Below are 24,819 nucleotides of genomic sequence, written 5' to 3' on the forward strand. Positions count from 1 at the left end.
AGCAAAGCACCATCCCTGCAACTCCGTCATTCCAGCGCAGGCTGGAATCCAGATTCTTACGACGGACGATGTTCGCCGCAGCATTCTGGATTCCAGCCTTCGCTGGAATGACGACGGTAGATGGGATGATAGTGACAGGAGCACAAAAAAAGGCGGCCCTAGGGCCGCCCAAATCACTCAGAGTCTTGCTACTTAGTGAGCCGCTGCACCACTGGCACCCAGGCCGGTTTGCGAGCGGACGAACTGCGGCAGGAAGCGCGCGCGTTCTTCACCGGCCGAGGTGGATTTGTCGGTAATCGAGAAAATCCAGATACCGGCAAAGGCCACAAACATCGAGAACAGCGCCGGGTATTCGTACGGGAAGATCGCCTTGGCGTTGCCCAGTACCTGTACCCAGATGGTTGGGCCGAGGATCATCAGACCGACTGCGGTCAACAGACCCAGCCAGCCACCAATCATGGCGCCACGGGTGGTGAGGTTTTTCCAGTACATGGAAAGGAACAGCACCGGGAAGTTGCAGCTGGCAGCGATGGAGAATGCCAGGCCAACCATGAAGGCGATGTTCTGTTTCTCGAAGAGAATACCCAGGCCGATGGCGAGAACGCCGAGGGCGATGGTGGTGATCTTCGATACGCGCAGCTCATCTTTCTCGTTGGCTTTGCCGCCTTTGATCACGCTGGCATAGATGTCGTGGGACACCGCCGACGCGCCGGCCAGGGTCAGACCCGCCACTACCGCCAGAATGGTGGCGAAGGCTACGGCCGAGATAAAGCCCAGGAACAGGCTGCCACCGACCGCGTTGGCCAGGTGTACCGCCGCCATGTTGTTACCACCCAACAGCGCGCCCGCTGCATCTTTGAACGCCGGGTTGGTGCTGACCAGCAGGATCGCGCCGAAGCCGATGATAAAGGTCAGGATGTAGAAGTAGCCGATGAAACCAGTGGCGTAGAACACGCTCTTACGGGCTTCTTTGGCGTCACTCACGGTGAAGAAGCGCATCAGGATGTGCGGCAGGCCAGCGGTACCGAACATCAGCGCCAGGCCCAGCGAGATCGCCGAAACCGGGTCACTGACCAAGGCGCCAGGGCTCATGATCGCCTGACCTTTGGCGTGCACTTTCACCGCTTCGGAGAACAGCGTGCCGAAGTCGAAGTTGACGGTTTTCATCACCATCAAGGCCATGAACGAAGCGCCCGAGAGCAGCAGCACGGCTTTGATGATCTGTACCCAGGTGGTCGCCAGCATGCCGCCGAACAGCACGTAGAGCACCATCAGAATGCCGACCAGAATCACCGCCACGTGGTAGTCGAGACCGAACAGCAGCTGGATCAGCTTGCCGGCACCGACCATCTGCGCGATCAGGTAGAACGCCACCACCACCAGCGAACCGCTGGCCGACAGGGTGCGAATTTCTTTCTGCTTGAGGCGATAGGAAGCCACGTCGGCAAAGGTGTATTTGCCCAGGTTACGCAGGCGTTCGGCGATCAGGAACAGAATGATCGGCCAGCCCACCAGGAAACCGATCGAGTAGATCAGGCCGTCATAACCGGAGGTGTACACCAGCGCGGAAATACCCAGGAACGAGGCCGCCGACATGTAGTCGCCCGCGATCGCCAGGCCGTTCTGGAAACCGGTGATTTTGCCGCCAGCGGCGTAGTGATCGGCGGTGGAGTTGTTTTTCTTCGACGCCCAGTAGGTGATGAACAAGGTGGCGCCGACAAAGGCGACGAACATGACGATGGCCGCCACGTTGATCGGTTGGCGTTGCACCGCGCCGGAAATGGCATCGGCAGCCCACAGGGCCGGCGCGAAGGCGAGCAGCGCGCACGCAGCAAGGTTACGGGCGATCATTGTTTCACCTCGTCCAGAATGGCCTGGTTCAGGTCATCGAACTCGCCGTTGGCTCGGTATACATAGATACCGGTCAGCACGAAGGCGGAAAGGATCAGGCCGATACCGGCGGGGATGCCCCAGGTGGTGGGCGAACCTTCACTGATCGGCGTACCGAACAGGCTCGGGTCGAAGGCAATGATCAGGATGAAGGCCACGTAGAGGCCAAGCATGATGGCGGATAGTATCCAGGCGAAACGCTCGCGCTTGGCTACCAGTTCTTTGAAGCGCGGACTTTGTTCAATCCGCTCGTAGATGCTGTCGTTCATTTTATTTTTATCCTCCGCAGCACGAGTTGCTGGTGAGCTAACTCTAGTTGGCCCGGAGCCGGAAGACAGACGACCTTAGTCTTATGCTGCCGTTCAAAAGGCCGGGAGGTTCGCGCATGCGTCGTTGAAAACGGCTGCGAGATGCTCATTGGCTACAGCCAACTCCGCTCCCTCCCCCGTTTTCGCCTAGCCTGCGCTTCCCTCCCGACCTTTTGAGTCGGCAGCACCACGGGTTGATAGCGCAATTCTGTAGGAGCGGCTTCAGCCGCGATGCTTTTCACCTTCCACAAAAACAACAAAGCCGCTCAGTGAGCGGCTTTGTGGCAAACGCGTTGGCTAACTTACTTCAACCACTCATTCACCCGATCCGGGTTGGCCGCTACCCATTTCTTGGCCGCGTCAGCCGGCTTGGCGCCTTCTTCCACGGCCAGCATTACGCTGCCGATTTCGTCCGGGGTCCAGGTGAATTTCTTCAGGAAGGCCACCACTGTCGGGGCTTTGGCTTCCAGGCCCGGGTTGGCGATGCTGTCGACGTGTTCAGCTGCGCCGTAAACGCCTTTCGGGTCTTCCAGGAAGCGCAGTTTGTATTTGGCGAACATCCAGTGCGGAATCCAGCCAGTCACTGCAATCGGTTTTTCCGAGCGAATGGCGCGAGCCAGTTCGGCGGTCATGGCGCTGCCGGAGCTGGCCAACAGTTTGTAATCCAGACCGTAGTCTTTGATCGCCTGGTCTGTTTTCAGCATCACGCCTGAACCGGCGTCGATGCCAACGATTCGGCCGCCGAAGCCGGCTTTCTCGCCCTGCAGATCACCGATGGTTTTAGCTTTGACGTACTCCGGCACGATCAAGCCGATTTTCGCGTCGTTGAAGTTCGGGCCGAGATCAACCACCTGGTCCTTCATTTTTTCGTAGTAAGCACCGTGGGTCACGGGCAGCCAGGCCGACAACATGGCGTCGAGCTGACCTTTGGCCACGCCCTGCCACATGATGCCGGTGGCGACGGGCATCAGTTGCACGTCGTAGCCGAGTTTTTCCTTGATGATTTCCGCTGCGACGTGGGTGGTGGCGACGCTGTCGGACCAGCCATCGACATAGCCAATCTTCAACGTGGGTTTATCTGCCGCACCTGCCAAACCCGTGCTCAGTGCCAGTGCGAGACCCGCACCCAAACCCAATAACCGACGCATTTTGCTCATAAGTCTGTTCCCCGAAAATAGTGGCTCGGCTGCTGCCGAGTGGCAGGTGGTGGTGTCTGTGTCTGGTCTATCTAGTAGCGGTGCCTGTTGCGTATTCGCTTGGCCCACGCCCTGAGTCAGTCGTGTGCCGACGCCTCGATAATCGACCCAAGCCGTGATGGCACCTGCTCCGAGAACGACATCAACACTGCCAAGAAACGACATCATTGATTCAGTAACGACAGGACCGATATCCAACGCCGTCAGAGGCACTACAAAGGCCTTGAAATTTATGATTGAACGCGCATTCAACAACCCGCTTCAGGCGCCTGTTCATATGCGCTAACACACGCCGCCGGCGGCTCTACGCTAAATAGCGGGAATGCAGGTAAACTGCGCGGCTTTGCCCCCAGACGCGCCTGAACTATGCCCGCTACCGCTCGTTTTCCTGCCTTGCCCTATGTGTTTGCCTGCTTGCTTGCCGTGTTCGCCATTGGCGGCCTCTGGTATGGCCTGGGCCAACCCCTGGTGTTGCCCGACGCGGCCACGCCGACGCACAAGCTGCAGTGCGCCTCCTACACGCCGTTCGACAAGGACCAGTCGCCGTTCGACCAGCCTTTCGCCCTGCGCCCTGAGCGCATGGATGCCGACCTGGCCCTGCTGGCCACGCGCTTCCACTGCATTCGCACCTACTCGATGACCGGCCTCGAAGCCATCCCGGAGCTTGCCCGCAAGCACGGCCTGAAGCTGATGCTCGGCGCCTGGGTGAATGGCAACCCGGTGGACACCAAGAAGGAAGTCGATGCGCTGATCAAGTCGGCCAACGACAACCCGGATGTGGTCGAGTCGGTGATCGTCGGTAACGAAACCCTGTTGCGCAAAGAAGTTACGGGCGCACAACTGGCCAAGCTGATTGGCGACGTGAAAGCGCAGATCAAACAGCCGGTGACCTACGCGGACGTCTGGGAGTTCTGGCTCAAGCACCCGGAAGTAGCGCCAGCGGTGGACTTCCTGACCATTCACCTGCTGCCCTACTGGGAAGATGACCCCACCGGCATCGACGAAGCCCTGGCCCACGTCGCCGAGATTCGCCAGGTGTTCGGCGCCAAGTTCGCCCCCAAAGACATCTTTATTGGTGAAACCGGCTGGCCGAGCGAAGGCCGTCAGCGTGAAACCGCCGTGCCGAGCCGCGTCAACGAAGCCAAGTTCATCCGTGGTTTTGTCTCCATGGCCGAACAGAATGGCTGGCACTACAACCTGATCGAAGCCTTCGACCAACCGTGGAAACGCGTCAGCGAAGGTGCCATGGGCGGTTACTGGGGCCTGTATGACGCTGACCGCCAGGACAAAGGCGTGCTGGCCGGCCCGGTTTCCAACTTCGCCAACTGGACCCTGTGGCTAAGCGTCAGCGGCGTGATCTTCCTCGCCACCCTGCTGCTGGCCGGTCGCCCGAACTCCACCCGTTCGGCCCTGGTCCTGCCGTTGCTGGCGGCCGTCGGCGCCTGCTGCATTGCCCTGTGGGGCGAGATGGCGCGGGTCAACAGCCGCTATATCGGTGAATGGGCGTGGGCTGCCTTCTTGGTCGGCCTCAACCTGGTGGTGCTGGCCCATGGCGCCTTGGCGCTGTCGAGCAAAGCCGGCTGGCGCGCCAACCTCTATAGCTGGCTGCAGGCCCGTGGCGGCTGGTGGCTGGCCGCCAGTGGTTTCGCCGCTGCCGTGCTGATGCTCGGCCTGGTGTTCGACCCGCGTTATCGCTGTTTCCCGAGCATGGTGTTGCTGCTGCCGGCGCTGGTCTACGTGTGCCGCCCAGTGGCTGGCCCACGCCGCGAGATCGCCCTGCTGACCCTGATCGTCGGCGCGGGCATCCTGCCGCAGCTGTTCCAGGAGACGCTGAGCAACTGGCAGGCACTGGGTTGGGCGGCGGTCAGCGCCCTGATGGTGGCGGCGCTGTGGCGCAGCTTGCGGGTAAGGGCCAGCTAAGAGCTGACCTACCGGCAAAAAAAAATGGGGCTCAGAAGAGCCCCATTTTTTGATCAAGAGCATCTTGGCTGAAGCCGCTCCTACTGATTGTTCGATCTCGTAGGAGCGGCTTCAGCCGCGATGGCCTTCAAGCCAGACGCGGCGCCCGCACCAACCGCAGCGCGGCGATCACCACGGCAAACACCGCCAGACTGGCGCTGTATAGCACCAACGCCGGCAAGGCGAACACCAGTGCCGCCACTGCCAACCACCAGCCCGCACGGCCCGGCACCACAAAGGCCAGCAAGGCACCGACCAGACCGCTCAGGGCGATGACGCGGAAATGGATCAACAGACCCAGGCCATTACGCACCTGGCATTCCCAGCGCTGCGCCTGGTCAACGCAGATGCCGACCCACTGGCTGTCTTCCATCAGGGCGAAACGCAGCCCGTAGGCAGCGGCCAGCCACAGGGCCAGAACGATCAGCAAGGCGATCAGGGGCAAACGACGGGACATGGGTTTCTCCGGTAGATAAATCGGCGCTCAGGATAAACGCCCGATCACGGTATGCAAGCGCCAGAGCACGAAACATCAAGCATAAAGCAGGGAATTCGTAGCACCCTGTTGCCGCGCGCGCGTTGAGCCGGCAAGCTCGGCTCATTTCGCCCTTTCAGGAGCCTGTATGTCCCGTATTCACCTGCGCAACGCCACGCCCGATGACGTCGGCCTGATCCTCAGCCTGATCCACGAGCTGGCGGTGTACGAAAAACTCAGCGACCAGGCGGTTGCCACCCCTGAAGACCTGACCATCAATCTGTTCGGCCCCCGCCCTTTCGCCGAGGTGCTGATTGGCGAACTGGATGGCGAGCCACAGGGTTTCGCCCTGTTCTTCCCGAATTTTTCCACCTTTCTCGGCAAGCCGGGCATCTACCTCGAAGACCTGTACGTACGCGAACCCGCCCGCAGTGCCGGCCTTGGCAAAGCCTTGCTGGCACGCCTGGCACAGCTAGCCGTTGAGCGTGGTTGCGGGCGCCTGGAGTGGTCGGTGCTGGACTGGAACGAGCCGGCGTTGGGTTTTTATCGCCGCTTGGGCGCACGCCCGCAAGACGACTGGACCACCTACCGTTTGAGCGGTGCTGCACTAGGCGAGCTGGCAAAACAAGCCGAGTAAAAATCTCTGTGCTATACCAGCACTGCCGTTGTCATAACGCCGGACCCATTGTGCACTTTATCTTCTAAAGGGATTTGCGATGCCGCGCCTCTTACGTTTTGCCGCGCTTATGGCTGGTTTATGCCTGAGCCCGTTGTTGTCGGCCGCCGACATTGACGAGGCCAGTTATGGTTTCCCGCTGACCAACCCGTTCGAGGCAACCATTGCCACGACGCCTCCGGACATGCGCCCGGAGTTGCCGGATGATCGTGATATCGATCAGGCCGACTACACCCTCAAGCTCCACCCGGAACGGGAACTGGAGGTACCGGACAACTTCTGGCCGGTGACCACCCTGCGCTACCGCATGGCCAAGCAGAAAGGCCCGGCGCCGCTGATCTTCATCATTGCCGGCACCGGCGCGCACTACTCCAGCACCCTCGCCGAGGGCCTGAAGAAGCTGTTCTACGGCGCGGGCTACCACGTGGTGCAGCTGTCGTCGCCGACCAGCTACGACTTCATGACCGCCGCCTCACGCCACGCCACACCCGGTGTGAGCACCGAAGACGCCGACGACCTCTACCGCGTAATGCAGGCCGTGCGTGCCCAGCACCCGGACGTAGAAGTCACCGACTACTACCTCACCGGCTACAGCCTCGGCGCACTGAACGCCGCGTTCGTCAGCAAGCTGGATGAAACCCGGCGCAGCTTCAACTTCAAGAAAGTGTTGATGCTCAACCCACCGGTGAACCTCTACACCTCGATCACCAACCTCGACCGTCTGGTGCAGACCGAGGTCAAGGGCATCTCCAACAGCAGTACGTTCTATGACGTGGTGCTGAGCAAGCTGACCCGTTACTTCCAGCAGAAGGGCTACATCGACATCAACGATGCCATGCTCTACGACCTGCAACAGTCCAAGCAGCACCTCTCCAATGAACAACTGGCGATGCTGATCGGCACCTCGTTCCGCTTCTCCTCGGCGGACATTGCCTTTACTTCCGACCTGATCAACCGCCGCGGCCTGATCACCCCGCCGGAAACCCCGATCAGCGAAGGCACCAGCCTGACCCCGTACTTTCGCAAAGCGCTGCAGTGCGACTTCGACTGCTATATCCGCGAGCAACTGATTCCCATGTGGCGCGCGCGCACCGACGGCGGCAGTCTGCTGCAGCTGATCGATCAGGTGAGCCTGTATGCGCTGGAGGATTACCTGAAAACCAGCAAGAAGATCGTGGTGATGCACAACAAGGACGACGTGATTCTCGGCCCTGGCGACCTGGGCTTTTTACGCAGAACGATGGGCGATCGTTTGACCGTGTACCCGCATGGCGGGCACTGCGGCAACCTCAACTACCGCGTAAACACTGCCGCCATGCTGGAGCTGCTCCATGACTAAGACATCCTTGCTGCTTGCTCTGTTGCTCGCCAGCGGTGCCACGTATGCCGCCGAACCCGTGTCCGCGCCGGGCGTCGCCGCCGAACCGGATGGCTTCACCGAGCCGTTGAAAGACCTCAAATTCAACGCGGGCCTGGACCAGCACGAGTTCGAGCGCTCGACCCTCGATGCGCTGAACGTGTACGACCCACTGGAATCGGTGAACCGACGCATTTACCACTTCAACTACCGCTTCGATGAGTGGGTGTTCCTGCCGGTGGTCGATGGCTACCGCTATGTCACCCCGCAGTTCGTGCGCAGCGGCGTAAGCAACTTCTTCAGCAACCTCGGCGACGTGCCCAACCTGCTCAACAGCCTGCTGCAGTTCAAAGGCCAACGGGCGATGGAAACCACCGGCCGCCTGCTGCTCAACACCACCGTCGGCATCGCCGGTTTGTGGGACCCGGCGACCATGATGGGCCTGCCCAAACAGTCGGAAGACTTTGGCCAGACCCTGGGCTTCTACGGCGTGCCAGCCGGCCCGTACATCATGCTGCCGATTCTCGGCCCGTCGAACCTGCGTGACACTGGCGGCCTGGTGGCAGACTTCACTGCCGAGCAGCAGATCAACTTCCTCAACGTCGCCGAAGTCAGCCAGAACCACCCTGAACTGTTCCTGCTGCGCTCCATCGACCGGCGCTACGTCACCACCTTCCGTTACGGGCAGACCAACTCACCGTTCGAATACGAAAAAGTGCGTTACGTGTACACCGAAGCGCGCAAGTTGCAGATTGCTGAGTAACCGAGGATTCAAATCCTGCGCAATACATGTGGGAGGGGCTTTAGCCGCGAGCTTTTTAAAAGCAAAAGCATCGCGGCTAAAGCCCCTCCCACAAGGAGCAGCAACACATCAAGTTATCCGATTGATATAACGATTATTTCGCACCAATCAATCTGATCGAAACCTCTACCATGGCTCCATCAACTGAATTGGAGCTTCTCACCATGAACCGCACCGTACTCAGCATCCAACCCGGCCAACCCGCTTCCGACGGCGCGGGCGTGCGCCTCAACCGCGTGTTCGGCGGCCTGGGCGTGGAGCGCTTCGACCCGTTTCTGATGCTCGACGAGTTCGGCTCGGTCAACCCCGACGACTACATCGCCGGCTTCCCGCCGCACCCGCACCGCGGTTTTGAAACCATCACCTACATGCTCGAAGGGCGCATGCGTCACGAAGACCACTTGGGCAACGTCGGCCTGCTGGGCAATGGCGGCGTGCAGTGGATGACCGCAGCGCGCGGGATCATCCACAGCGAAATGCCCGAGCAGGAACAAGGCGCGATGCGCGGCTTCCAGCTGTGGCTGAACCTGCCAGGCAAAGACAAGCTCGGCGACCCTGGTTACCGCGATATTCCCGCCGAAGAAATTCCCCGTCTCGTCACCCAGCAGGGTGTCGAAGCGGTGGTAATCGCCGGCCAGTTCGACGATGGCCAGGTACAACAGATTGGCGCCGTACAACGTCCGCACACCGAACCTCAGCTGTTCGACCTGCATCTGGGCGCAGGCGGCAACGTGGCGCCACGGCTGCCCGAGGGGCATCGGGTGATGCTCTATGTGTACGACGGCAGTATTCAAATTGATGGTCGCAGCGTGGACGCCGGGCGCCTGGTGCGCCTGTCCGATCAAGGCCAGTTGCAGTTCGCTAGCGAACAGGGTGCCAACGTGCTGTTGATCGCCGGCAAACCGCTGAGCGAGCCGATCGTGCAGTACGGCCCGTTCGTGATGAACACCCGCGAGGAAGTGGAACAGGCGTTACGCGATTTCCGCGATGGTGTGTTGGCCTAAAGCATCGCGGCTGAAGCCGCGATGCTGTTGATCTTGCCTACACCAACGACGCCGCCACCTGTGGCTCCAAGCCAAGAAAGCGGACCAACTCGGTCTTCTTCGCCATGGCGTCCTGGTAGCCCAGTTCGATCAGTTCATTGCAATAACCGGACTCGAACAACAGGTAACTCAACACCCCCGCCCCGCCGGCTTTTTTCGCCCCAGGTCCGCGCAGGAACATACGCAGGGTACGTGGCAGTTCGCTCCAGTGGCGGGCAGCGATATGGTCCAGCGGTTTGCTCGGGGCAATCACCAACACGTCCACCGGTTTGATCGCGGTGCTTTTCGCCGGCAGATCCGAGGGCAGCAAACGGCACATCTGGTTCATCCGCTCGAGCAACTCGATGTCACTTTCCAGGCTGTCGATAAAGGTGCTGTTGAGCAGATGGCCGCTGACCTGCGCCAGGCTGGGCGGGCCGGCGACCTTGGCGCGCATCGGTACGTTTTCCGGGTTGCCATTGCCGCTGACACCGACCACCAGCACGCGGTTGGCACCCAGGTGCAGGGCCGGGCTGATAGGCGCCGATTGGCGCATGGCGCCGTCGCCGAAGAACTCGCGGTTGATTTTCACCGGCGGAAAAATCAGCGGTATCGCAGCACTGGCTAATAAATGCTCAAGCTGCAAACGGGTCGGTACACCGACGCGGCGGTGGCGAAACCACGGATCGATGGTCGCGCGGCCCTGGTAGAAGGTCACCGCCTGCCCCGAGTCGTAGCCAAAGGCGGTGACCGCCACAGCGCGCAATTTGCGCATGCGCACGGCGGCGGCGATGCCGGAAAAATCCAGGTGCTCGGCCAGCAGGTCACGCAGTGGCGAGCTGTCGAGCAAGGCCACCGGCGCGCGTTTGCCCAGGCCCAGCAGACTGTGGCCAAAAAAGCGGCTGGCCTGGCGCACCACCCCGGAAAAATCGCTGCGGTACACCTGGTAGGTGTGGAAGCTTTGCCAGACATGGGTGAGGCGCTTGATCGCCTCATTGAACTGCAGCGCACCACAGGCCAGGCCCACGGCATTGATGGCGCCGGCAGAGGTACCGACAATCACCGGAAAGGGATTTTGCGTGGTGTCAGGCAGCAGATCGGCAATCGCCGCCAGCACCCCGACCTGATACGCCGCGCGTGCTCCACCCCCGGAAAGAATCAGCCCAGTCACCGGTTTGGTTGGGTCGTGCGCTAGATTCATCGAAGCCTCTCTACGGGGTTTTCGCGAGTATAGAAGCGAAGGGCTGTTATGGGAGGAACCTACTAACGGCGCTTCTTGTACAACTTCGCCTCACCTGGTGGCCGGGTCTTGAAGCGGCGGTGTGCCCACAGGTATTGCTCGGGGCAACTCAAGATGGCGCGTTCCACCCATTGATTGACGCGCAGGCAATCGTCTTCTTCGGACTCACCGGGGAAGTTGCGCAATGGCGGGTGAATCACCAGCTTGTAGCCGCCGCCATTGGGCAGACGCTTCTGGGTGAACGGCATGACCTGAGCGCGGCCCAGGCGTGCGAATTTGCTGGTGGCGGTGACGGTGGCGGCGTTGATTCCGAATAGCGGCACGAACACGCTCTGTTTGGCGCCATAGTCCTGGTCGGGGGCGTACCAGATTGCCCGGCCTGCGCGTAGCACCTTGAGCATCGCCCGCACGTCTTCGCGCTCAATGGCCTGCGCATCATGGTTATGGCGCTCGCGACCGCGGCGCTGGACGAAGTCGAACAGCGCGTTCTTGTGTTCGCGGTACATGCCATCGATGGTGTGGCGCTGGCCGAGCAAGGCGGCGCCGATTTCCAGGGTGGTGAAGTGCACGGCCATGAGGATCACGCCCTGCCCCTGCAGTTGCGCTTCCTGCAAATTTTCCAGGCCTTCGATATGGGCCAGACGCGCCAGGCGTTTGGTCGGCCACCACCAGCTCATGGCCATTTCAAAAAAGGCAATGCCGGTGGAGGCGAAGTTGTCCTTCAGCAGTTTCTTGCGCTCGGCGGGCGACATCTGTGGAAAGCACAACTCCAGATTGCGCGTGGCAATTTCACGCCGGGAGCGGGCGCCCACGTACATTGCCCAACCCAGGCCACGGCCCAGGCCCAGCAATAGCGGATAAGGTAACTGCACCAATAGCCAGAGCAAGCCCAGGCCGAGCCAGAGCAGCCAGTAACGCGGGTGAAGAAATTGGCGACGAAACTGCGGACGGTCCATCTGGCTTTCCGGAAATCAAACAAAGGCGCGCATTCTACAGGACTGCGCGCGGCTTGCGGCCCAACCGCGTTCTCGCTATAAGTCCGGTCTTAAATCAGCGCCGCTGCGCGCTGCAGGCACTTCTGCATTCAGCCCCATTTTTGTAAGGCGCATCAGGCACCCCATGAGCCAAGCCGATCTGCTCAACCAAGACCCCGTATTCCAGCTCAAAGGCAGCATGCTCGCCATTACCGTGCTGGAGCTTGCGCACAATGACCTTGAGCGCCTGGAACAGCAACTGGCCGAAAAGGTTGCTCAGGCGCCGAACTTCTTCAGCAATATTCCGCTGGTTCTGGCGCTGGACAAGCTGCCTGCGGCCGAAGGCATTCTCGACCTCGGCGAGCTGATGGCCCTGTGTCGCCGTCATGGCTTGCGCACCCTGGCGATTCGCGCCAACCGAGAAGAAGACATTGCCGCCGCGCAGGCATTGGACATTCCGGTGCTGCCACCGTCCGGTGCCCGCGAAAAGCTGGTGGAGCCGGTGGAAATCGCCGCCAAGAAGAAGGCCGAAAAGCCGCCAGAGCCGCTGGTGAAACCGACCAAGGTGATCAACTCGCCAGTACGCGGCGGCATGCAGGTGTACGCCCAGGGCGGTGACCTGATCGTGCTGGCGCCAGTCAGTGCCGGCGCGGAACTTCTCGCCGACGGCAACATCCATGTTTACGCGCCGATGCGCGGCCGGGCACTGGCCGGGGTTAAAGGCGACACCAAAGCGCGAATTTTCTGCCAGCAAATGGGCGCTGAAATGCTCTCGATTGCCGGTCAGTACAAAGTTGCCGAAGACCTGCGCCGCGACCCGCTGTGGGGCGATGCTGTACAGGTCAGTCTGACGGGTGACGTGTTGAACATCACCCGGCTTTAACGGATACTGCGGCCACTTTTCAGGACACAAAAAAGGGCATCTGGAAGCCACATCTTGGCGTCAGATTCCCGCATTTCTTCATATTTGGGGTGAATCACCTTGGCCAAGATCCTCGTAGTCACTTCCGGCAAAGGTGGCGTCGGTAAAACCACCACCAGCGCCGCCATCGGTACCGGCCTCGCCCTGCGTGGGCACAAGACTGTGATTGTCGACTTCGACGTCGGTCTGCGTAACCTCGACCTGATCATGGGCTGTGAACGCCGCGTGGTGTACGACTTCGTTAACGTGGTCAACGGCGAAGCCACCCTGACCCAAGCCCTGATCAAAGACAAACGCCTGGAAAACCTCTACGTCCTCGCCGCCAGCCAGACCCGCGACAAAGATGCGCTGACCAAGGAAGGCGTGGAAAAAATCATCAATGAGCTGCGCGAGACCTTTGAATACGTGGTCTGCGACTCGCCGGCCGGTATCGAGAAAGGCGCGCACCTGGCGATGTACTTCGCCGACGAAGCCATTGTCGTGACCAACCCGGAAGTGTCCTCGGTACGTGACTCCGACCGCATGCTGGGCCTGCTGGCGAGCAAATCGCGCCGCGCCGAGCTGGGCGAAGAGCCGATCAAGGAGCACTTGCTGCTCACCCGCTACAACCCTGAGCGCGTTCTGAAAGGCGAAATGCTCGGTGTCGAAGACGTTGAAGAAATCCTCGCCATCCGCCTGCTGGGCGTGATCCCTGAGTCGCAAGCCGTACTCAAGGCATCGAACCAGGGCGTGCCGGTGATTCTCGATGACCAGAGTGATGCTGGCCAAGCCTATAGCGATGCCGTCGACCGCCTGCTGGGCAAGGAAGTCGCGCACCGTTTCCTCGATGTGAAAAAGCAGGGCTTCATGCAACGCCTGTTTGGAGGTCGTGAATGAATATTTTCGACTTCTTTCGCGAGCGCAAAAAAGAAACCACCGCGTCGATTGCGAAAGAGCGTCTGCAGATCATCGTTGCTCACGAGCGCGGCCAGCGCAGTAAACCGGACTACCTGCCGGCTCTGCAGCAAGAGCTGGTCGAGGTGATCCGCAAGTACGTCAATATCGACTCGGACCAAGTGCAGGTCGCCCTGGAAAACCAAGGCAGCTGCTCGATTCTCGAGCTCAATATCACCCTGCCGGATCGTTGATCCCCGGGGTAAGCATGACGGCGGCTTCGGCCGCCGTTGTCGTTTTTGAAAGAATGGTTTTTGTGGGTTTAGAGCATGCCGCTGTCGAACGTTGAAATCGTCTATCAGGACGAACAGATCCTGCTGGTCAACAAGCCTACCCTGCTGTTGTCGGTGCCTGGCCGCGCCGATGACAACAAGGACTGCCTGATCACCCGCCTGCAGGAAAACGGTTACCCCGAAGCGCGCATCGTTCATCGCCTGGACTGGGAAACCTCGGGCCTGATCCTGCTGGCCCGCGACGCCGACACCCACCGCGAGCTGTCGCGCCAGTTCCACGACCGCGAAACCGAGAAAGCCTATATCGCCCTGTGCTGGGGCCTGCCGGATCTGGACAGCGGCAGCATCGACCTGCCCTTGCGCTACGACCCGCCCACCAAACCGCGGCATGTGGTCGACCATGAGCATGGCCGCAACGCCCTGACCTTCTGGCGTGTGCTGGAACGCTGTGGCGACTGGGCGCGGGTGGAACTGACGCCGATCACCGGCCGTTCGCACCAGTTGCGCGTGCACATGTTGTCGATCGGCCACCCGCTACTGGGCGATGGCCTGTACGCCCATGAGCAAGCCTTGGCCGCCTACCCGCGCCTGTGCCTGCACGCCGCCATGCTTGCCTTTACCCACCCGAAAACCGGCGAGCGCCTGCGCTTCGAGTGCCCGGCACCGTTCTGATTGGCAGTCGCGAGCGCTCTGCAATGGGGCTCGCGTTCCGCTTAGCAGATATTTGTGTCACCTGCGTTACAAAACATTGCAGATCTCAACAGTGATGGCCTCATAATGGCGCACTTTTGCTTAGTACCAGCACGGAGGCTGGCGCAATGTACCTTCAACAGCTCCAGCGCGATTACCCCTTTTCGCTCCAATTCCAGAACACCACCCTGTTCCTGCGCGAAGCGCCGGACTCCGGTGCCCTGGCTGCGCTGCAGCAACTGATTGGTGGGCGCAAAACCGCTAACCACAAGCGTTTCAGCCGCCCCCTGCCGACAGGCAGCAAAGCCTTTTTCGCCAAAATCGAACCGCTTAACACCCTCAAGGCCATGCTGCGCGTCACCTGGCGAAAAACCCACGGCGATGGCCGCTACGATTGGCCGATCGAAGAGCTGATCAACACCGCCGAAGCCAACCGCCGCGGCGCCTGTGTTCCGCCGCTGGTGGGCTACGGCCACACCAAGTCCGGTCTGGGTTTGACCCGCGAAGTGTTTCTGCTTACCGAACTGCTCGACGACCTGGTCGATGGCAAGCTGTGGCTCAAACAGCATCCCGATGAAGTTAACCAATTCATCACCACCGCCTTTGCCCTGCTCGGCCGTTTGAACAGCAAAGACATTACCCACATGGACTTCTGGGCCGCCAACGTGATGATCAGCCCGGACGGCACCTCGGCCCGAGCTATCGATCTGGAAAACGGCTTTTCCCATCGTTCAGCGTTCTTCAGCGAAGCCCTGGGTTTCCAGATGGGCTTCTTCTATTACCGGGAAGTGCACAAGTTCATCACTGAGCGCCATTACGACGCGCTGGTGGAACAGTTCATTGCCACCCAGGGGCCATTTGATCGCGCCCGCTTCGACGCGGTTTACCACGTGGCCAAGCACGAAAAGATCGGGCGCAAGGAACGCCGTGATGTGTTTCTCAGCGGCAAGTTGGTGATCGGCTGAAGCCGGCCGCGGTATACGGTAAACTCCGCGCATTGCCGCCTGGAGTGCCCTATGCGCGAAGAATTGAACCAAGGCCTGATTGATTTCCTCAAGGCCTCGCCGACCCCGTTTCATGCCACCGCCAGCCTGGCCATGCGCCTGGAAACCGCCGGTTATGTGCACCTCAACGAGCGCGAAACCTGGCACACCGAAGCCGGTGGCCGCTACTACGTTACCCGCAACGACTCCTCGATCATCGCCTTCAAGCTGGGCAAACGTCCGCCGCTGGAAGGCGGTTTGCGCATGGTCGGCGCACACACCGACAGCCCGTGCCTGCGGGTAAAACCGCAGCCTGAACTGCAGCGCCAGGGCTTTCTGCAACTGGGTGTGGAAGTCTATGGCGGCGCTTTGCTCGCCCCCTGGTTCGACCGCGACCTGTCGCTGGCCGGCCGCGTGACCTTCCGCCGCGACGGCAAAGTGGAAAGCCAGCTGATCGACTTCCTCGTGCCCATCGCCATCATCCCCAACCTGGCCATTCACCTGAACCGTGAAGCGAACCAGGGCTGGGCGATCAACGCGCAGAACGAGCTGCCGCCAATTCTGGCCCAGGTCGCCGGTGATGAGCGTTACGACTTCCGCGCCCTGCTCGCCGACCAACTCGGTCGCGAACACGGCCTGAACGCCGATGCGGTGCTGGACTACGAATTGAGTTTCTACGACACCCAGGACGCCGCCGTGATCGGCCTGAACGCCGACTTCATCGCCGGCGCGCGCCTGGACAACCTACTGTCGTGCTTCGCAGGCCTGCAAGCGCTGCTGCACAGTGCTGACGAAGAAAGCTGCTTTCTGATCTGCACCGACCACGAAGAAGTCGGCTCCAGCTCCTGCTGCGGCGCCGATGGCCCGATGCTGGAGCAGGTGCTGCGCCGCGTGCTGCCGCAGGACGAAGACTTTGTTCGAGTGATCCAGAAATCCTTGCTGGTATCGGCCGACAACGCCCACGGCGTGCACCCCAACTACGCCGACAAACACGACGGCAACCACGGCCCGAAACTCAACGCCGGCCCGGTGATCAAGGTCAACAGCAACCAGCGCTACGCCACCAGCAGCGAAACCGCCGGCTTCTTCCGCCACCTGTGCCTGGCCGAAGAAGTGCCGGTGCAGAGTTTTGTGGTGCGCAGCGATATGGGCTGCGGCTCGACCATCGGCCCGATCATTTCCAGCCAACTGGGCGTGCGCACTGTGGATATCGGCTTGCCGACCTTTGCCATGCACTCGATTCGGGAATTGGCCGGCAGCCATGACCTGGAGCATCTGGTAAAGGTGCTGACCGCCTTCTACGGCACTGAGTTGTTCTAGAAACCGACAGCAGGAGGAAACATGCTCGGCAGTTGTCTGTGCAAGACCATCACCTACGAAGTCGACAGCCTCGACATGCCCATCAGCCACTGCCATTGCGACACCTGCCGCAAAGCGCATGCCGCAGCCTTCGCCACCACGGCCGGGGTAATGCGTGAGCACTTCCGCTGGCTGAGCGGCGAAGAAAAAGTAGCCCGTTTTGAGTCCTCGCCCGGCAAGTTCCGCTGCTTCTGCTCGTTGTGCGGCAGCCACCTGATCGCCGACCGTCCCGCCCAACCGCACGTCATCGTGCGTGTCGCTACCTTGGATGAAGACCCGGGCAAACGTCCTCAGCAACATATCTGGACTGAGTGCGACAAGGCGTGGTTGAGCACCGATGGCATTCCCGCCTATCCGCAATGGCAGCCTGGGCGCGGCTAGGCTTTTGTGGGAGGGGCTTCAGCCGCGAGCTTTTGATTTTAAAAGCTCGCGGCTGAAGCCCCGCCCACACGTAATGCGTTACTCCGGCACCTCGACGCTCACATGAATCGCATCATGCCGCCAACACTCGATATCGCAATCGATCAAGCGCCCATGCTGGTCGCGGTTAATCCGAGTGATGCGCAGCGCCGGGCTGCCGACTGACACCTTCAATGCCGCCGCCGCTTCCAGGTGCAAGGCCGTCGGCACCATGTCGAAACGCACACGGCCGTAGTGGATATCGTACTGACGGGCATACAGCTCGGTCAGCGACAAGGTCAGGTCGAAATCCAGGATGCCGGGGAAATACGCCGGGTTCAGGTAATGCTCGACGTACAGCACCAGCCGCCCATCTACCCGCCGCGCCCGGCGGATCTGAATCACGCTGGACAGCGCCGGCAACTCCAGCAAATCGCAGATAGCCGCCGGTGCCGGTACCAGCCGCGCCGAAATCACTTCGGTGGATGGCTGCCGCCCCTGCTCACCGACCATCGCGTCGAAGTGGCTGCGCACCAGCGGGTTGTAAGCCAGCCGCGGCAGCGAGACAAACCAGCCACGCCGCTCCTCGCGGTAAATCAGCCCCTGCGCCTCCAATTGCCCCAGAGCTTCACGCAGGGTGATGCGCGTGGTGTCGAACACCTCGCTCAGTTTGCGTTCGGCCGGCAGCTTGCTGCCCGAAGGCAACAGACCATGTTCTATCTGCTCTTCCAGTGCACGACAGATGGCTGTCACGGCACGGGGCGCCTCATCTCGCATCAATTGCCCTCATCTGGACTAGTCCAGCCCCATTTCGGAGCCACTGCGGGTGTGAAAAAGGCCCGCAAACACCGAATAACCCTAGCCAGCCTAGATGACTATTGAATGACACAGAGCTGCTTTTGCACGCTACATGCCAACCTCTTCGTGTCGCCTATATTTTCTAAATCAAGCACTTAACCATGGTCTACGCTTGCTTGACGCCTCCACCGCAAGCTGCGGCGGGGCAGCGTGCCAGAGCGGTGCGACACAAAATTGTCATCCAATACCGCTAACTTGGCGTGGCTATTGCTGATCTAGACCAACACCCTCAACACGAAGGAGCGTCGAATGAAACGCCTGTTGCTAGCTTCAATCCTGGGATCGACCATTGCTCTGGCTAACCTGGCCATGGCCGCCGATACCGACCTGAAAAGCCTGGAAACCGCCGCCAAGTCCGAAGGCGAGGTAAACAGCGTGGGCATGCCGGACAGCTGGGCCAACTGGAAAGACACCTGGGTCGACCTGGGCAAACTCTATGGCCTCAAACACCTGGACACCGACATGAGCTCGGCGCAGGAAATCGCCAAGTTCGCCGCCGAGAAAGACAACGCCACCGCCGATATCGGTGACGTCGGTGCGGCCTTTGGCCCCATCGCTACCGCGCAGGGTGTAACCCAACCCTACAAGCCAAGCACCTGGGCACAAATTCCGGACTGGGCGAAAGACAAAGACGGCCACTGGGCACTCGCCTACACCGGCTCCATCGCCTTTATCGTGAACAAGAAGCTGGTCAAAGACGTACCGAAATCCTGGGCTGATCTGGAAAAAGGCAAATACAAAGTCGCCATCGGTGACGTCAGCGCTGCCGCTCAAGCAGTAAATGGTGTTCTGGCTGCCGCCATCGCCAAAGGCGGTGACGAGAAGAACATTCAGCCAGGCCTCGACCTGTTCGCTGAAATCGCCAAGCAAGGTCGCCTGTCGCTGTCCAACCCGACTATCCAGACCCTGGAAAAAGGCGAAGTGGAAGTGGGCATCGTCTGGGACTTCAACGGCCTCAGCTACCGCGACCAGATCGACCCAAGCCGCTTTGAAGTGCTGATCCCGTCCGACGGCTCGGTGATCTCCGGCTACACCACCATCATCAACAAGTACGCCAAGCACCCCAACGCCGCCAAGCTGGCGCGTGAGTACATCTTCAGCGACGCTGGGCAGATCAACCTGGCCAAAGGCAACGCACGCCCTATCCGTGCTGAACACCTGAAGCTGCCAGCCGAGGTGCAAGCCAAGCTGCTGCCGAACGCCCAATACGCCAAGGTGCAGCCGATCAAGGACGCCAAGGCTTGGGAAGAAACCTCCAAGGCTCTGCCAAGCCTGTGGCAGGAAAACGTGATCATCAACATGGAATAAGAAGTCAGCCCGCCTAGGCTTACTCAGGAGGAAAGCGGCATGCCCGCTTTCCTCTTTTTCTGGGTCACGATTTCTGGCGCACGACTTTGAGGTACCCCATGAAACACAACGTCATCCTGGTTCTGCTCGACGGCCTCAATTACGGCGTCGCGCAACACGCCATGGGCCATCTCCAGGCCTATTGCGGCGCTGGCCGTGCGGCGCTGTACAAGCTCGAATGCGAGCTGCCGGCGCTGTCCCGTCCGCTTTACGAGTGCATCCTCACCGGTGTTCCACCGATTGAAAGCGGCATCGTGCATAACGATGTATCGCGCCTGTCCAACCAGCAGAGCATCTTCCATTACGCCAGTGCTGCGGGCCTGAGCACGGCGGCTGCGGCGTACCATTGGGTCAGCGAGCTGTATAACCGCAGCCCGTTCCATGCTGCCCGCGACCGCCACACCGAAGCGCCGGAAATGCCGATTCAACACGGACACTTCTACTACGCCGACCATTACCCGGATTCCCATCTGTTCGCCGATGCCGAAAGCCTGCGGGTACGCCATGAGCCGAACTTTCTCCTCGCCCATCCGATGAATATCGACGACGCCGGCCATAAACACGGCCTCGACAGCTCGCAGTACCGCAACAGCGCACGCAGCGCCGACCTGTTGCTGGCCGAGTACCTGCAACGCTGGCTGGATGCCGGCTACCAGGTACTGGTGACTGCCGACCACGGCATGAACAACGACCGCTCGCACAACGGCCTGCTCACCGAAGAACGTGAAGTGCCGCTGTTCGTGCTCGGCGATGCGTTCAGCCTGGACAGCTTCGCCAACCCCAAACAAACCGACCTGTGCGGCACCGTCTGCGAATTGCTCGGCGTGCCCCACGACAAACCTGTCTGCCGGGAGCTGTTGAAGTGAGTTCAGTCACCCGTGGCAAATGGCTGGCCGTGCTTTGCCTGCTGCCCTTTGCCTTGTTTTTTATCGCCTTCCAGATCGCACCACTGCTATGGGTAGCCATCAACAGCCTGGACAGCGCCGCCGGCTGGGGCTTGAGCAACTACGCGAAAGTGTTCAGCTCGAAGTTCTACCTGCAAGCGATTCAGCACAGCCTGGAAATCTCTTTCTGGTCGAGCGTGATCGGTATCGTCATCGCCATTCTCGGCGCGTATTCGCTGCGCAAGGTCGACAGCAAACTGCGCGACTTCGTCATGGCCTTTTCCAACATGACCAGCAACTTCGCTGGCGTGCCGCTGGCGTTTGCCTTCGTCATCTTGTTGGGTTTCAACGGCGCGTTGACCATCATCCTCAAGCAGGCCGGTGTGATCGATGACTTCAATCTGTACTCGAAAACCGGCCTGATCGTGCTCTACACCTACTTCCAGATTCCCCTCGGTGTGCTGCTGCTCTACCCCGCCTTCGACGCCCTGCGTGAAGACTGGCGCGAGTCGGCCGAACTGCTCGGCGCCAGTACCTGGGACTTCTGGCGGCACATCGGCCTGCCGGTGCTGACCCCGGCACTGCTGGGCACCTTCATCATTCTGCTGGCCAACGCCCTCGGCGCATACGCCACGGTGTATGCGCTAACCACGGGCAACTTCAACGTGTTGCCGATTCGTATCGCGGCGATGGTGGCTGGTGATATCTCGCTCAATCCGAACCTGGCCAGCGCCTTGGCGATGGTACTGGTGGGACTGATGGCAGTGATTACCGTGGTGCATCAATGGCTGTTGAAGAGGAGCTACCATGTCGCGCGTTGAAGCCCGAGCGGCCGGGCTGTATCACCGCACGGTGGTCACCCTGCTGTTTCTGATTCTGTTGTTGCCGCTGGCCGGCACCCTGCTCTATTCAGTGTCGACAAGCTGGTCGGCGACCATCCTGCCCGATGGCCTGACCCTCAAGTGGTACGCCCAGCTGTGGACAGACCCGCGTTTTCTCGCCGCATTCGGCCAGTCGCTGCTGGTGTGTTTTGGCGCCCTGCTGCTGTCGGTGCTGCTGATTCTGCCGCTGCTGTTTGTGGTGCATTACCACTTCCCGAAACTCGACGGGCTGATGAACATCCTGATCCTGTTGCCGTTCGCCGTGCCGCCGGTGGTGTCTTCGGTGGGCCTGCTGCAGATCTACGGTTCCGGGCCGCTGGCGATGGTCGGCACACCGTGGATTCTGATCGGCTGCTACTTCACTGTGGCGCTGCCGTTCATGTACCGGGCGATCACCAACAACCTGCAAGCAATCAACCTCACTGACCTGATGGACGCCGCCCACCTGCTCGGCGCCAGCACCTGGAAAGCGGCGTTTCTGGTGGTGCTGCCGAACCTGCGCAAGGGCCTGATGGTGTCGCTGTTTCTGTCGTTCTCCTTCCTGTTCGGCGAGTTCGTGTTCGCCAACCTGCTGGTGGGCACGCGCTATGAAACTTTGCAGGTTTATCTGAACAACATGAAAAACAGCAGCGGCCACTTCAACAGCGCCCTGGTGATTTCCTACTTCTTTTTCGTGCTGCTGTTCACCTGGGCAGCCAACCGTTTGAACAAGGACAAAGCATGAGTTTTCTGAGCATTCAGGGGCTGCACAAAAGCTACGCCGCGACCTCGATTTTCAGCGACATCAACTGCGAAATCGGCAAGGGTGAATTCGTCACCCTGCTCGGCCCGTCCGGCTGCGGCAAGTCCACCTTACTGCGCTGCATCGCCGGCCTCACCGAAGTGAATGGCGGGCAGATTCTGCTTGAGGGTCAGGACCTGGTGCCGCTGTCGCCGCAAAAGCGCGACATCGGCATGGTGTTCCAGAGCTACGCCCTATTCCCCAATATGAGCGTGCAACAGAACGTCGCTTTCGGCCTGCGCATGCAGAAGGTCAGCAAGGACGACAGCGCCAAGCGCGTGAAGGAAGCGCTGGATATGGTTGAGCTCGGCAGCTTCGCCGACCGCTACCCGCACCAGCTCTCCGGCGGCCAATGCCAGCGTGTGGCGCTGGCCCGCTCCCTGGTCACCCGCCCGCGTTTGCTGCTGCTCGACGAGCCGCTGTCGGCCCTCGATGCGCGCATTCGCAAGCACCTGCGCGAGCAGATCCGCAGCATCCAGCAAGAGCTCGGGCTGACCACCATTTTCGTCACCCACGATCAGGAAGAGGCGCTGACCATGTCGGACCGCATCTTCCTGATGAACGCCGGCAAGATCGTCCAGAGTGGCGATGCCGAAACCCTCTACACCGCACCGGTAGATGCCTTCGCCGCCGGCTTTATCGGCAACTACAACCTGCTCGACGCCGATGCTGCCAGCCGCTTGCTGCTGCGTCCGGTTGGCAGCCGCGTGGCAATTCGCCCGGAAGCGATCTCCCTTGGCGTCGGTGATATCGATGCCGAAGTGCGCAGCCACAGCCTGCTCGGCAATGTGATTCGCTACCGCGTCGAAGCCCGTGGCGTAGAGCTGCTGGTGGATGTGCTGAACCGCAGCGCCGATGACCTGCACGGCAACGGCAAACGCCTGACGCTGAGCATCGATAACGACGCGATCCGGGAGGTAGCGTAATGGCCCTGGCAATCTTTGACCTCGACGACACCCTGATCGACGGCGACTGCGCCAGCCTGTGGAGCGAACACATGGCCGACATCGGCTGGGTGGACGGCGAGTCGTTCGTGAACAAAGACCACGAGCTGATGGCGCTGTATGCCGAGGGCAAGCTGGCGATGGAGGACTACATGACCTTCAGCCTGTCGCCGCTGGTAGGCCGTACCGCCGAGGAAGTGGCGTTTGTGGTCGAGCCGTTTGTGGAAGACGTGATCGAGCCGATCTTCTTCAGCGACGCCACCCGCTGCCTGGCTACCCACCGCGAAGCAGGCGACCGCATTCTGGTGATCTCCGCTTCGGCGCATTTTCTGGTCAGCGCGATTGCCGCGCGCTTGAAGATCGATGAAGTGCTGGCGATCGACCTTGAAGAAGAGCACGGCCACTACAGCGGCAAAACCCGTGGCGTGCTGACTTACCGCGAAGGCAAGGTCACCCGCTTGCAGGCCTGGCTTGCGCAGGAAGGTGAAAGCCTGGACGGCGCGTACTTCTACTCCGACTCGCGCAATGATTTGCCGCTGCTATCGCAAGTAAGCCAGCCGCGGGTGGTAAACCCTGACCCGGTATTGCGTGAGCACGCCGTTAAAGCTGGCTGGCCGATCCTCAGCTGGCGCTGACAGTAACCTCATCCCCCTGTAGGAGCGGCTTCAGCCGCGATGCGTTTCAAGATCAAGAGCATCGCGGCTAAAGCCGCTCCTACGAAAACAACGCACCCTCCTGTAATCAATACGTCCTTGGCTTACCATGGCGTCCCTCTTCGCCTAGGCACAAGGACAGGCTGCATGCGCCACCTCAAACGTCTTACCCGGAATTACACCGAGCAGAACATTCGGGGTATCACCTTTTATCTGGAGCCGGGCCAGCAGGTCGAAATCGCGGCCGCCATCGAGCAGTTCTTCGCCCAGCCAGAACAGCGCATCACCCTCGACCCGCCAGAAGACACGCGCCTGGTTTGCCTGTTGCAGGGTGAGCAAAAATGGGTGCTCAAATACAACCGGCTGCTGCATTGGAAGAAGCAACTGCAGAACTACCTGGGCATTCGAAAGGCCGTTGGCCTTCACGATCTAACCAACGAGTTCATCAACCTGTCAGTCGTCAGCGCCAAAGCCGATTACGTGCCGCGCATTGCCGCCTATGGCTACAAAGCCCGGTTTCCGTTTTTGCGCGAGGAATACCTGCTGATCGGTTTTATGCAGGACCATCAAAGTGTCGACGGCCGCCTGACTGAGGCGCCAGAGCAAGCCAGCATGTTGCTGCCGCAAGTCTTCCGCCTGTTCTCGCGCATGCTCGACGACGGTTTTGTGCACATGGACCCGCACCCTAAAAACGTCCTGATCGCGCCCAACGGCGAGCTGAAGCTGATCGACTTCGAATGCTGCGCCCAGAGCGTCATCAACCGTGACGCCAGCCTGGGCTTTTTGCTCGGCTACGTATTCACCTACTGGCTCAAACGCTTCATTTCCATGGATGACTATCGCGCTTGCTGCGAGGCTTACCTGAGCGAAGAACAAGCGGGACTGGACCGGCAGATGTTCGACCCGGTGTTCGAACGTTTTCTAAGCGGGCGCGTATCACGCTCCACGCGCTACTCGATCCTGACCTCGGCCCAGGCGCAGGCAGAGTTCGTTCGCGCTAATCGCCAGTGAAAAACTGAGCGCATGAAAAAGGGCAGCCGAGGCTGCCCTTCT

Annotated in this window: 26 protein-coding genes; 19 read left to right on the forward strand and 7 right to left on the reverse strand. The window is 60.5% G+C overall.

The window, feature by feature from the left end; all coding sequences use genetic code 11:
• Nucleotides 1-192 precede the first annotated feature (192 nt).
• The 3 genes from C8K61_RS07100 to C8K61_RS07110 form a co-directional block, all read right to left on the reverse strand.
• Entirely contained in the window at nt 193-1,851 is a 1,659-nt protein-coding gene (locus C8K61_RS07100) for a cation acetate symporter (protein WP_108095510.1), read from the reverse strand.
• The gene (locus C8K61_RS07105) at nt 1,848-2,159 is read right to left on the reverse strand and encodes a DUF485 domain-containing protein (RefSeq protein ID WP_108095511.1); all 312 of its coding nucleotides are present in this window, start codon (nt 2,157-2,159) and stop codon (nt 1,848-1,850) included. The genes C8K61_RS07100 and C8K61_RS07105 overlap by 4 nt, the downstream gene beginning before the upstream one ends.
• 341 nt (nt 2,160-2,500) lie before the next feature.
• Nucleotides 2,501-3,355, reverse strand: a complete 855-nt coding sequence (locus C8K61_RS07110) for a glycine betaine ABC transporter substrate-binding protein (protein WP_108095512.1) — start codon at nt 3,353-3,355, stop codon at nt 2,501-2,503.
• A 405-nt stretch (nt 3,356-3,760) separates the two neighbouring features.
• Here C8K61_RS07110 and C8K61_RS07115 point away from each other — a divergent pair, with 405 nt between their 5' ends.
• Nucleotides 3,761-5,314 (forward strand): beta (1-6) glucans synthase, encoded by a 1,554-nt coding sequence (locus tag C8K61_RS07115; RefSeq protein ID WP_108095513.1) that lies wholly within the window; start codon nt 3,761-3,763, stop codon nt 5,312-5,314.
• A gap of 127 nt (nt 5,315-5,441) precedes the next feature.
• On the opposite strand, the gene C8K61_RS07120 is transcribed toward C8K61_RS07115, so the two are convergent.
• Nucleotides 5,442-5,810, reverse strand: a complete 369-nt coding sequence (locus C8K61_RS07120) for a hypothetical protein (protein WP_108095514.1) — start codon at nt 5,808-5,810, stop codon at nt 5,442-5,444.
• Nucleotides 5,811-5,976: 166 nt separating this feature from the next.
• On the opposite strand from C8K61_RS07120, the gene C8K61_RS07125 reads away from it, so the two are divergent.
• From C8K61_RS07125 to C8K61_RS07140, 4 genes are all read left to right on the forward strand, one after another.
• Nucleotides 5,977-6,465 carry a GNAT family N-acetyltransferase gene (locus C8K61_RS07125; protein WP_108095515.1) on the forward strand — a complete coding sequence of 163 codons (489 nt, stop codon included), beginning with the start codon at nt 5,977-5,979 and terminating at the stop codon, nt 6,463-6,465.
• Nucleotides 6,466-6,544: 79 nt separating this feature from the next.
• Nucleotides 6,545-7,843, forward strand: coding sequence for a serine/threonine protein kinase (locus tag C8K61_RS07130; RefSeq protein WP_108095516.1), 1,299 nt, complete (start codon nt 6,545-6,547; stop codon nt 7,841-7,843).
• Nucleotides 7,836-8,624, forward strand: a complete 789-nt coding sequence (locus C8K61_RS07135) for a VacJ family lipoprotein (protein ID WP_108095517.1) — start codon at nt 7,836-7,838, stop codon at nt 8,622-8,624. Before C8K61_RS07130 ends, C8K61_RS07135 begins: the two co-directional genes overlap by 8 nt.
• A gap of 203 nt (nt 8,625-8,827) precedes the next feature.
• Entirely contained in the window at nt 8,828-9,667 is an 840-nt protein-coding gene (locus C8K61_RS07140; RefSeq protein ID WP_256589378.1) for a pirin family protein, read from the forward strand.
• Nucleotides 9,668-9,704: 37 nt separating this feature from the next.
• Here the strand turns inward: C8K61_RS07140 and C8K61_RS07145 are convergent, their stop codons facing one another.
• Nucleotides 9,705-10,886 (reverse strand): patatin-like phospholipase family protein, encoded by a 1,182-nt coding sequence (locus C8K61_RS07145; protein WP_108095519.1) that lies wholly within the window; start codon nt 10,884-10,886, stop codon nt 9,705-9,707.
• A 62-nt stretch (nt 10,887-10,948) separates the two neighbouring features.
• Nucleotides 10,949-11,881 carry a lipid A biosynthesis lauroyl acyltransferase gene (locus C8K61_RS07150; protein ID WP_108095520.1) on the reverse strand — a complete coding sequence of 311 codons (933 nt, stop codon included), beginning with the start codon at nt 11,879-11,881 and terminating at the stop codon, nt 10,949-10,951.
• 163 nt (nt 11,882-12,044) lie between these two features.
• Between C8K61_RS07150 and minC the strand changes: the two genes are divergently transcribed.
• From minC to C8K61_RS07185, 7 genes are all read left to right on the forward strand, one after another.
• Entirely contained in the window at nt 12,045-12,782 is a 738-nt protein-coding gene (gene minC / locus C8K61_RS07155) for a septum site-determining protein MinC (protein WP_108095521.1), read from the forward strand.
• A 99-nt stretch (nt 12,783-12,881) separates the two neighbouring features.
• The gene (minD, locus tag C8K61_RS07160) at nt 12,882-13,697 is read left to right on the forward strand and encodes a septum site-determining protein MinD (RefSeq protein ID WP_108095522.1); all 816 of its coding nucleotides are present in this window, start codon (nt 12,882-12,884) and stop codon (nt 13,695-13,697) included.
• On the forward strand, nt 13,694-13,948 hold the full coding sequence (gene minE, locus C8K61_RS07165; protein WP_108095523.1) for a cell division topological specificity factor MinE: 255 nt from the start codon (nt 13,694-13,696) through the stop codon (nt 13,946-13,948). The genes minD and minE overlap by 4 nt, the downstream gene beginning before the upstream one ends.
• 75 nt (nt 13,949-14,023) lie before the next feature.
• Nucleotides 14,024-14,659, forward strand: coding sequence for an RluA family pseudouridine synthase (locus tag C8K61_RS07170; protein ID WP_108095524.1), 636 nt, complete (start codon nt 14,024-14,026; stop codon nt 14,657-14,659).
• Nucleotides 14,660-14,805: 146 nt separating this feature from the next.
• A complete protein-coding gene (locus tag C8K61_RS07175; protein ID WP_108095525.1) occupies nt 14,806-15,642 on the forward strand; it encodes a lipopolysaccharide kinase InaA family protein in 837 nt (278 codons plus the stop codon).
• 51 nt (nt 15,643-15,693) lie between these two features.
• Complete coding sequence (locus C8K61_RS07180; RefSeq protein ID WP_108095526.1) at nt 15,694-16,980, forward strand: M18 family aminopeptidase; 1,287 nt, start codon at nt 15,694-15,696, stop codon at nt 16,978-16,980.
• A gap of 21 nt (nt 16,981-17,001) precedes the next feature.
• Nucleotides 17,002-17,400 (forward strand): GFA family protein, encoded by a 399-nt coding sequence (locus C8K61_RS07185; protein WP_108095527.1) that lies wholly within the window; start codon nt 17,002-17,004, stop codon nt 17,398-17,400.
• 78 nt (nt 17,401-17,478) lie between these two features.
• Here C8K61_RS07185 and C8K61_RS07190 read toward each other — a convergent pair whose 3' ends face one another.
• Entirely contained in the window at nt 17,479-18,195 is a 717-nt protein-coding gene (locus C8K61_RS07190; RefSeq protein WP_108095528.1) for a UTRA domain-containing protein, read from the reverse strand.
• 330 nt (nt 18,196-18,525) lie between these two features.
• On the opposite strand from C8K61_RS07190, the gene C8K61_RS07195 reads away from it, so the two are divergent.
• The 7 genes from C8K61_RS07195 to C8K61_RS07225 all read left to right on the forward strand — a co-directional run bounded on the left by C8K61_RS07195 (nt 18,526) and on the right by C8K61_RS07225 (nt 24,777).
• Entirely contained in the window at nt 18,526-19,584 is a 1,059-nt protein-coding gene (locus C8K61_RS07195) for an ABC transporter substrate-binding protein (protein WP_108095529.1), read from the forward strand.
• A 98-nt stretch (nt 19,585-19,682) separates the two neighbouring features.
• A complete protein-coding gene (locus C8K61_RS07200; RefSeq protein WP_108095530.1) occupies nt 19,683-20,489 on the forward strand; it encodes an alkaline phosphatase family protein in 807 nt (268 codons plus the stop codon).
• Nucleotides 20,486-21,328 carry an ABC transporter permease subunit gene (locus C8K61_RS07205; protein ID WP_108095531.1) on the forward strand — a complete coding sequence of 281 codons (843 nt, stop codon included), beginning with the start codon at nt 20,486-20,488 and terminating at the stop codon, nt 21,326-21,328. The genes C8K61_RS07200 and C8K61_RS07205 overlap by 4 nt, the downstream gene beginning before the upstream one ends.
• Entirely contained in the window at nt 21,315-22,112 is a 798-nt protein-coding gene (locus tag C8K61_RS07210) for an ABC transporter permease (protein WP_108095532.1), read from the forward strand. The genes C8K61_RS07205 and C8K61_RS07210 overlap by 14 nt, the downstream gene beginning before the upstream one ends.
• A complete protein-coding gene (locus C8K61_RS07215) occupies nt 22,109-23,095 on the forward strand; it encodes an ABC transporter ATP-binding protein (protein ID WP_108095533.1) in 987 nt (328 codons plus the stop codon). Before C8K61_RS07210 ends, C8K61_RS07215 begins: the two co-directional genes overlap by 4 nt.
• Complete coding sequence (locus tag C8K61_RS07220) at nt 23,095-23,748, forward strand: HAD family phosphatase (protein ID WP_108095534.1); 654 nt, start codon at nt 23,095-23,097, stop codon at nt 23,746-23,748. The genes C8K61_RS07215 and C8K61_RS07220 overlap by 1 nt, the downstream gene beginning before the upstream one ends.
• Before the next feature lie 165 nt (nt 23,749-23,913).
• Nucleotides 23,914-24,777 (forward strand): lipopolysaccharide kinase InaA family protein, encoded by an 864-nt coding sequence (locus C8K61_RS07225; protein WP_108095535.1) that lies wholly within the window; start codon nt 23,914-23,916, stop codon nt 24,775-24,777.
• The last annotated feature ends 42 nt before the right edge of the window (nt 24,778-24,819 follow it).

It is taken from the genome of Pseudomonas sp. GV071 (assembly GCF_003050835.1).
In the GTDB taxonomy this organism is placed as follows: Bacteria; Pseudomonadota; Gammaproteobacteria; order Pseudomonadales; family Pseudomonadaceae; genus Aquipseudomonas.

What these genes read in the sequence shown, in the direction of transcription:
- C8K61_RS07100 (WP_108095510.1), bottom strand. Translation starts at nt 1,851, where the DNA reads ATGATCGCCCGTAACCTTGCTGCGTGCGCGCTGCTCGCCTTCGCGCCG.
- C8K61_RS07105 (WP_108095511.1), bottom strand. Translation starts at nt 2,159, where the DNA reads ATGAACGACAGCATCTACGAGCGGATTGAACAAAGTCCGCGCTTCAAA.
- C8K61_RS07110 (WP_108095512.1), bottom strand. Translation starts at nt 3,355, where the DNA reads ATGAGCAAAATGCGTCGGTTATTGGGTTTGGGTGCGGGTCTCGCACTG.
- C8K61_RS07115 (WP_108095513.1), top strand. Translation starts at nt 3,761, where the DNA reads ATGCCCGCTACCGCTCGTTTTCCTGCCTTGCCCTATGTGTTTGCCTGC.
- C8K61_RS07120 (WP_108095514.1), bottom strand. Translation starts at nt 5,810, where the DNA reads ATGTCCCGTCGTTTGCCCCTGATCGCCTTGCTGATCGTTCTGGCCCTG.
- C8K61_RS07125 (WP_108095515.1), top strand. Translation starts at nt 5,977, where the DNA reads ATGTCCCGTATTCACCTGCGCAACGCCACGCCCGATGACGTCGGCCTG.
- C8K61_RS07130 (WP_108095516.1), top strand. Translation starts at nt 6,545, where the DNA reads ATGCCGCGCCTCTTACGTTTTGCCGCGCTTATGGCTGGTTTATGCCTG.
- C8K61_RS07135 (WP_108095517.1), top strand. Translation starts at nt 7,836, where the DNA reads ATGACTAAGACATCCTTGCTGCTTGCTCTGTTGCTCGCCAGCGGTGCC.
- C8K61_RS07140 (WP_256589378.1), top strand. Translation starts at nt 8,828, where the DNA reads ATGAACCGCACCGTACTCAGCATCCAACCCGGCCAACCCGCTTCCGAC.
- C8K61_RS07145 (WP_108095519.1), bottom strand. Translation starts at nt 10,886, where the DNA reads ATGAATCTAGCGCACGACCCAACCAAACCGGTGACTGGGCTGATTCTT.
- C8K61_RS07150 (WP_108095520.1), bottom strand. Translation starts at nt 11,881, where the DNA reads ATGGACCGTCCGCAGTTTCGTCGCCAATTTCTTCACCCGCGTTACTGG.
- minC (WP_108095521.1), top strand. Translation starts at nt 12,045, where the DNA reads ATGAGCCAAGCCGATCTGCTCAACCAAGACCCCGTATTCCAGCTCAAA.
- minE (WP_108095523.1), top strand. Translation starts at nt 13,694, where the DNA reads ATGAATATTTTCGACTTCTTTCGCGAGCGCAAAAAAGAAACCACCGCG.
- C8K61_RS07170 (WP_108095524.1), top strand. Translation starts at nt 14,024, where the DNA reads ATGCCGCTGTCGAACGTTGAAATCGTCTATCAGGACGAACAGATCCTG.
- C8K61_RS07175 (WP_108095525.1), top strand. Translation starts at nt 14,806, where the DNA reads ATGTACCTTCAACAGCTCCAGCGCGATTACCCCTTTTCGCTCCAATTC.
- C8K61_RS07180 (WP_108095526.1), top strand. Translation starts at nt 15,694, where the DNA reads ATGCGCGAAGAATTGAACCAAGGCCTGATTGATTTCCTCAAGGCCTCG.
- C8K61_RS07185 (WP_108095527.1), top strand. Translation starts at nt 17,002, where the DNA reads ATGCTCGGCAGTTGTCTGTGCAAGACCATCACCTACGAAGTCGACAGC.
- C8K61_RS07190 (WP_108095528.1), bottom strand. Translation starts at nt 18,195, where the DNA reads ATGCGAGATGAGGCGCCCCGTGCCGTGACAGCCATCTGTCGTGCACTG.
- C8K61_RS07195 (WP_108095529.1), top strand. Translation starts at nt 18,526, where the DNA reads ATGAAACGCCTGTTGCTAGCTTCAATCCTGGGATCGACCATTGCTCTG.
- C8K61_RS07200 (WP_108095530.1), top strand. Translation starts at nt 19,683, where the DNA reads ATGAAACACAACGTCATCCTGGTTCTGCTCGACGGCCTCAATTACGGC.
- C8K61_RS07210 (WP_108095532.1), top strand. Translation starts at nt 21,315, where the DNA reads ATGTCGCGCGTTGAAGCCCGAGCGGCCGGGCTGTATCACCGCACGGTG.
- C8K61_RS07215 (WP_108095533.1), top strand. Translation starts at nt 22,109, where the DNA reads ATGAGTTTTCTGAGCATTCAGGGGCTGCACAAAAGCTACGCCGCGACC.
- C8K61_RS07220 (WP_108095534.1), top strand. Translation starts at nt 23,095, where the DNA reads ATGGCCCTGGCAATCTTTGACCTCGACGACACCCTGATCGACGGCGAC.
- C8K61_RS07225 (WP_108095535.1), top strand. Translation starts at nt 23,914, where the DNA reads ATGCGCCACCTCAAACGTCTTACCCGGAATTACACCGAGCAGAACATT.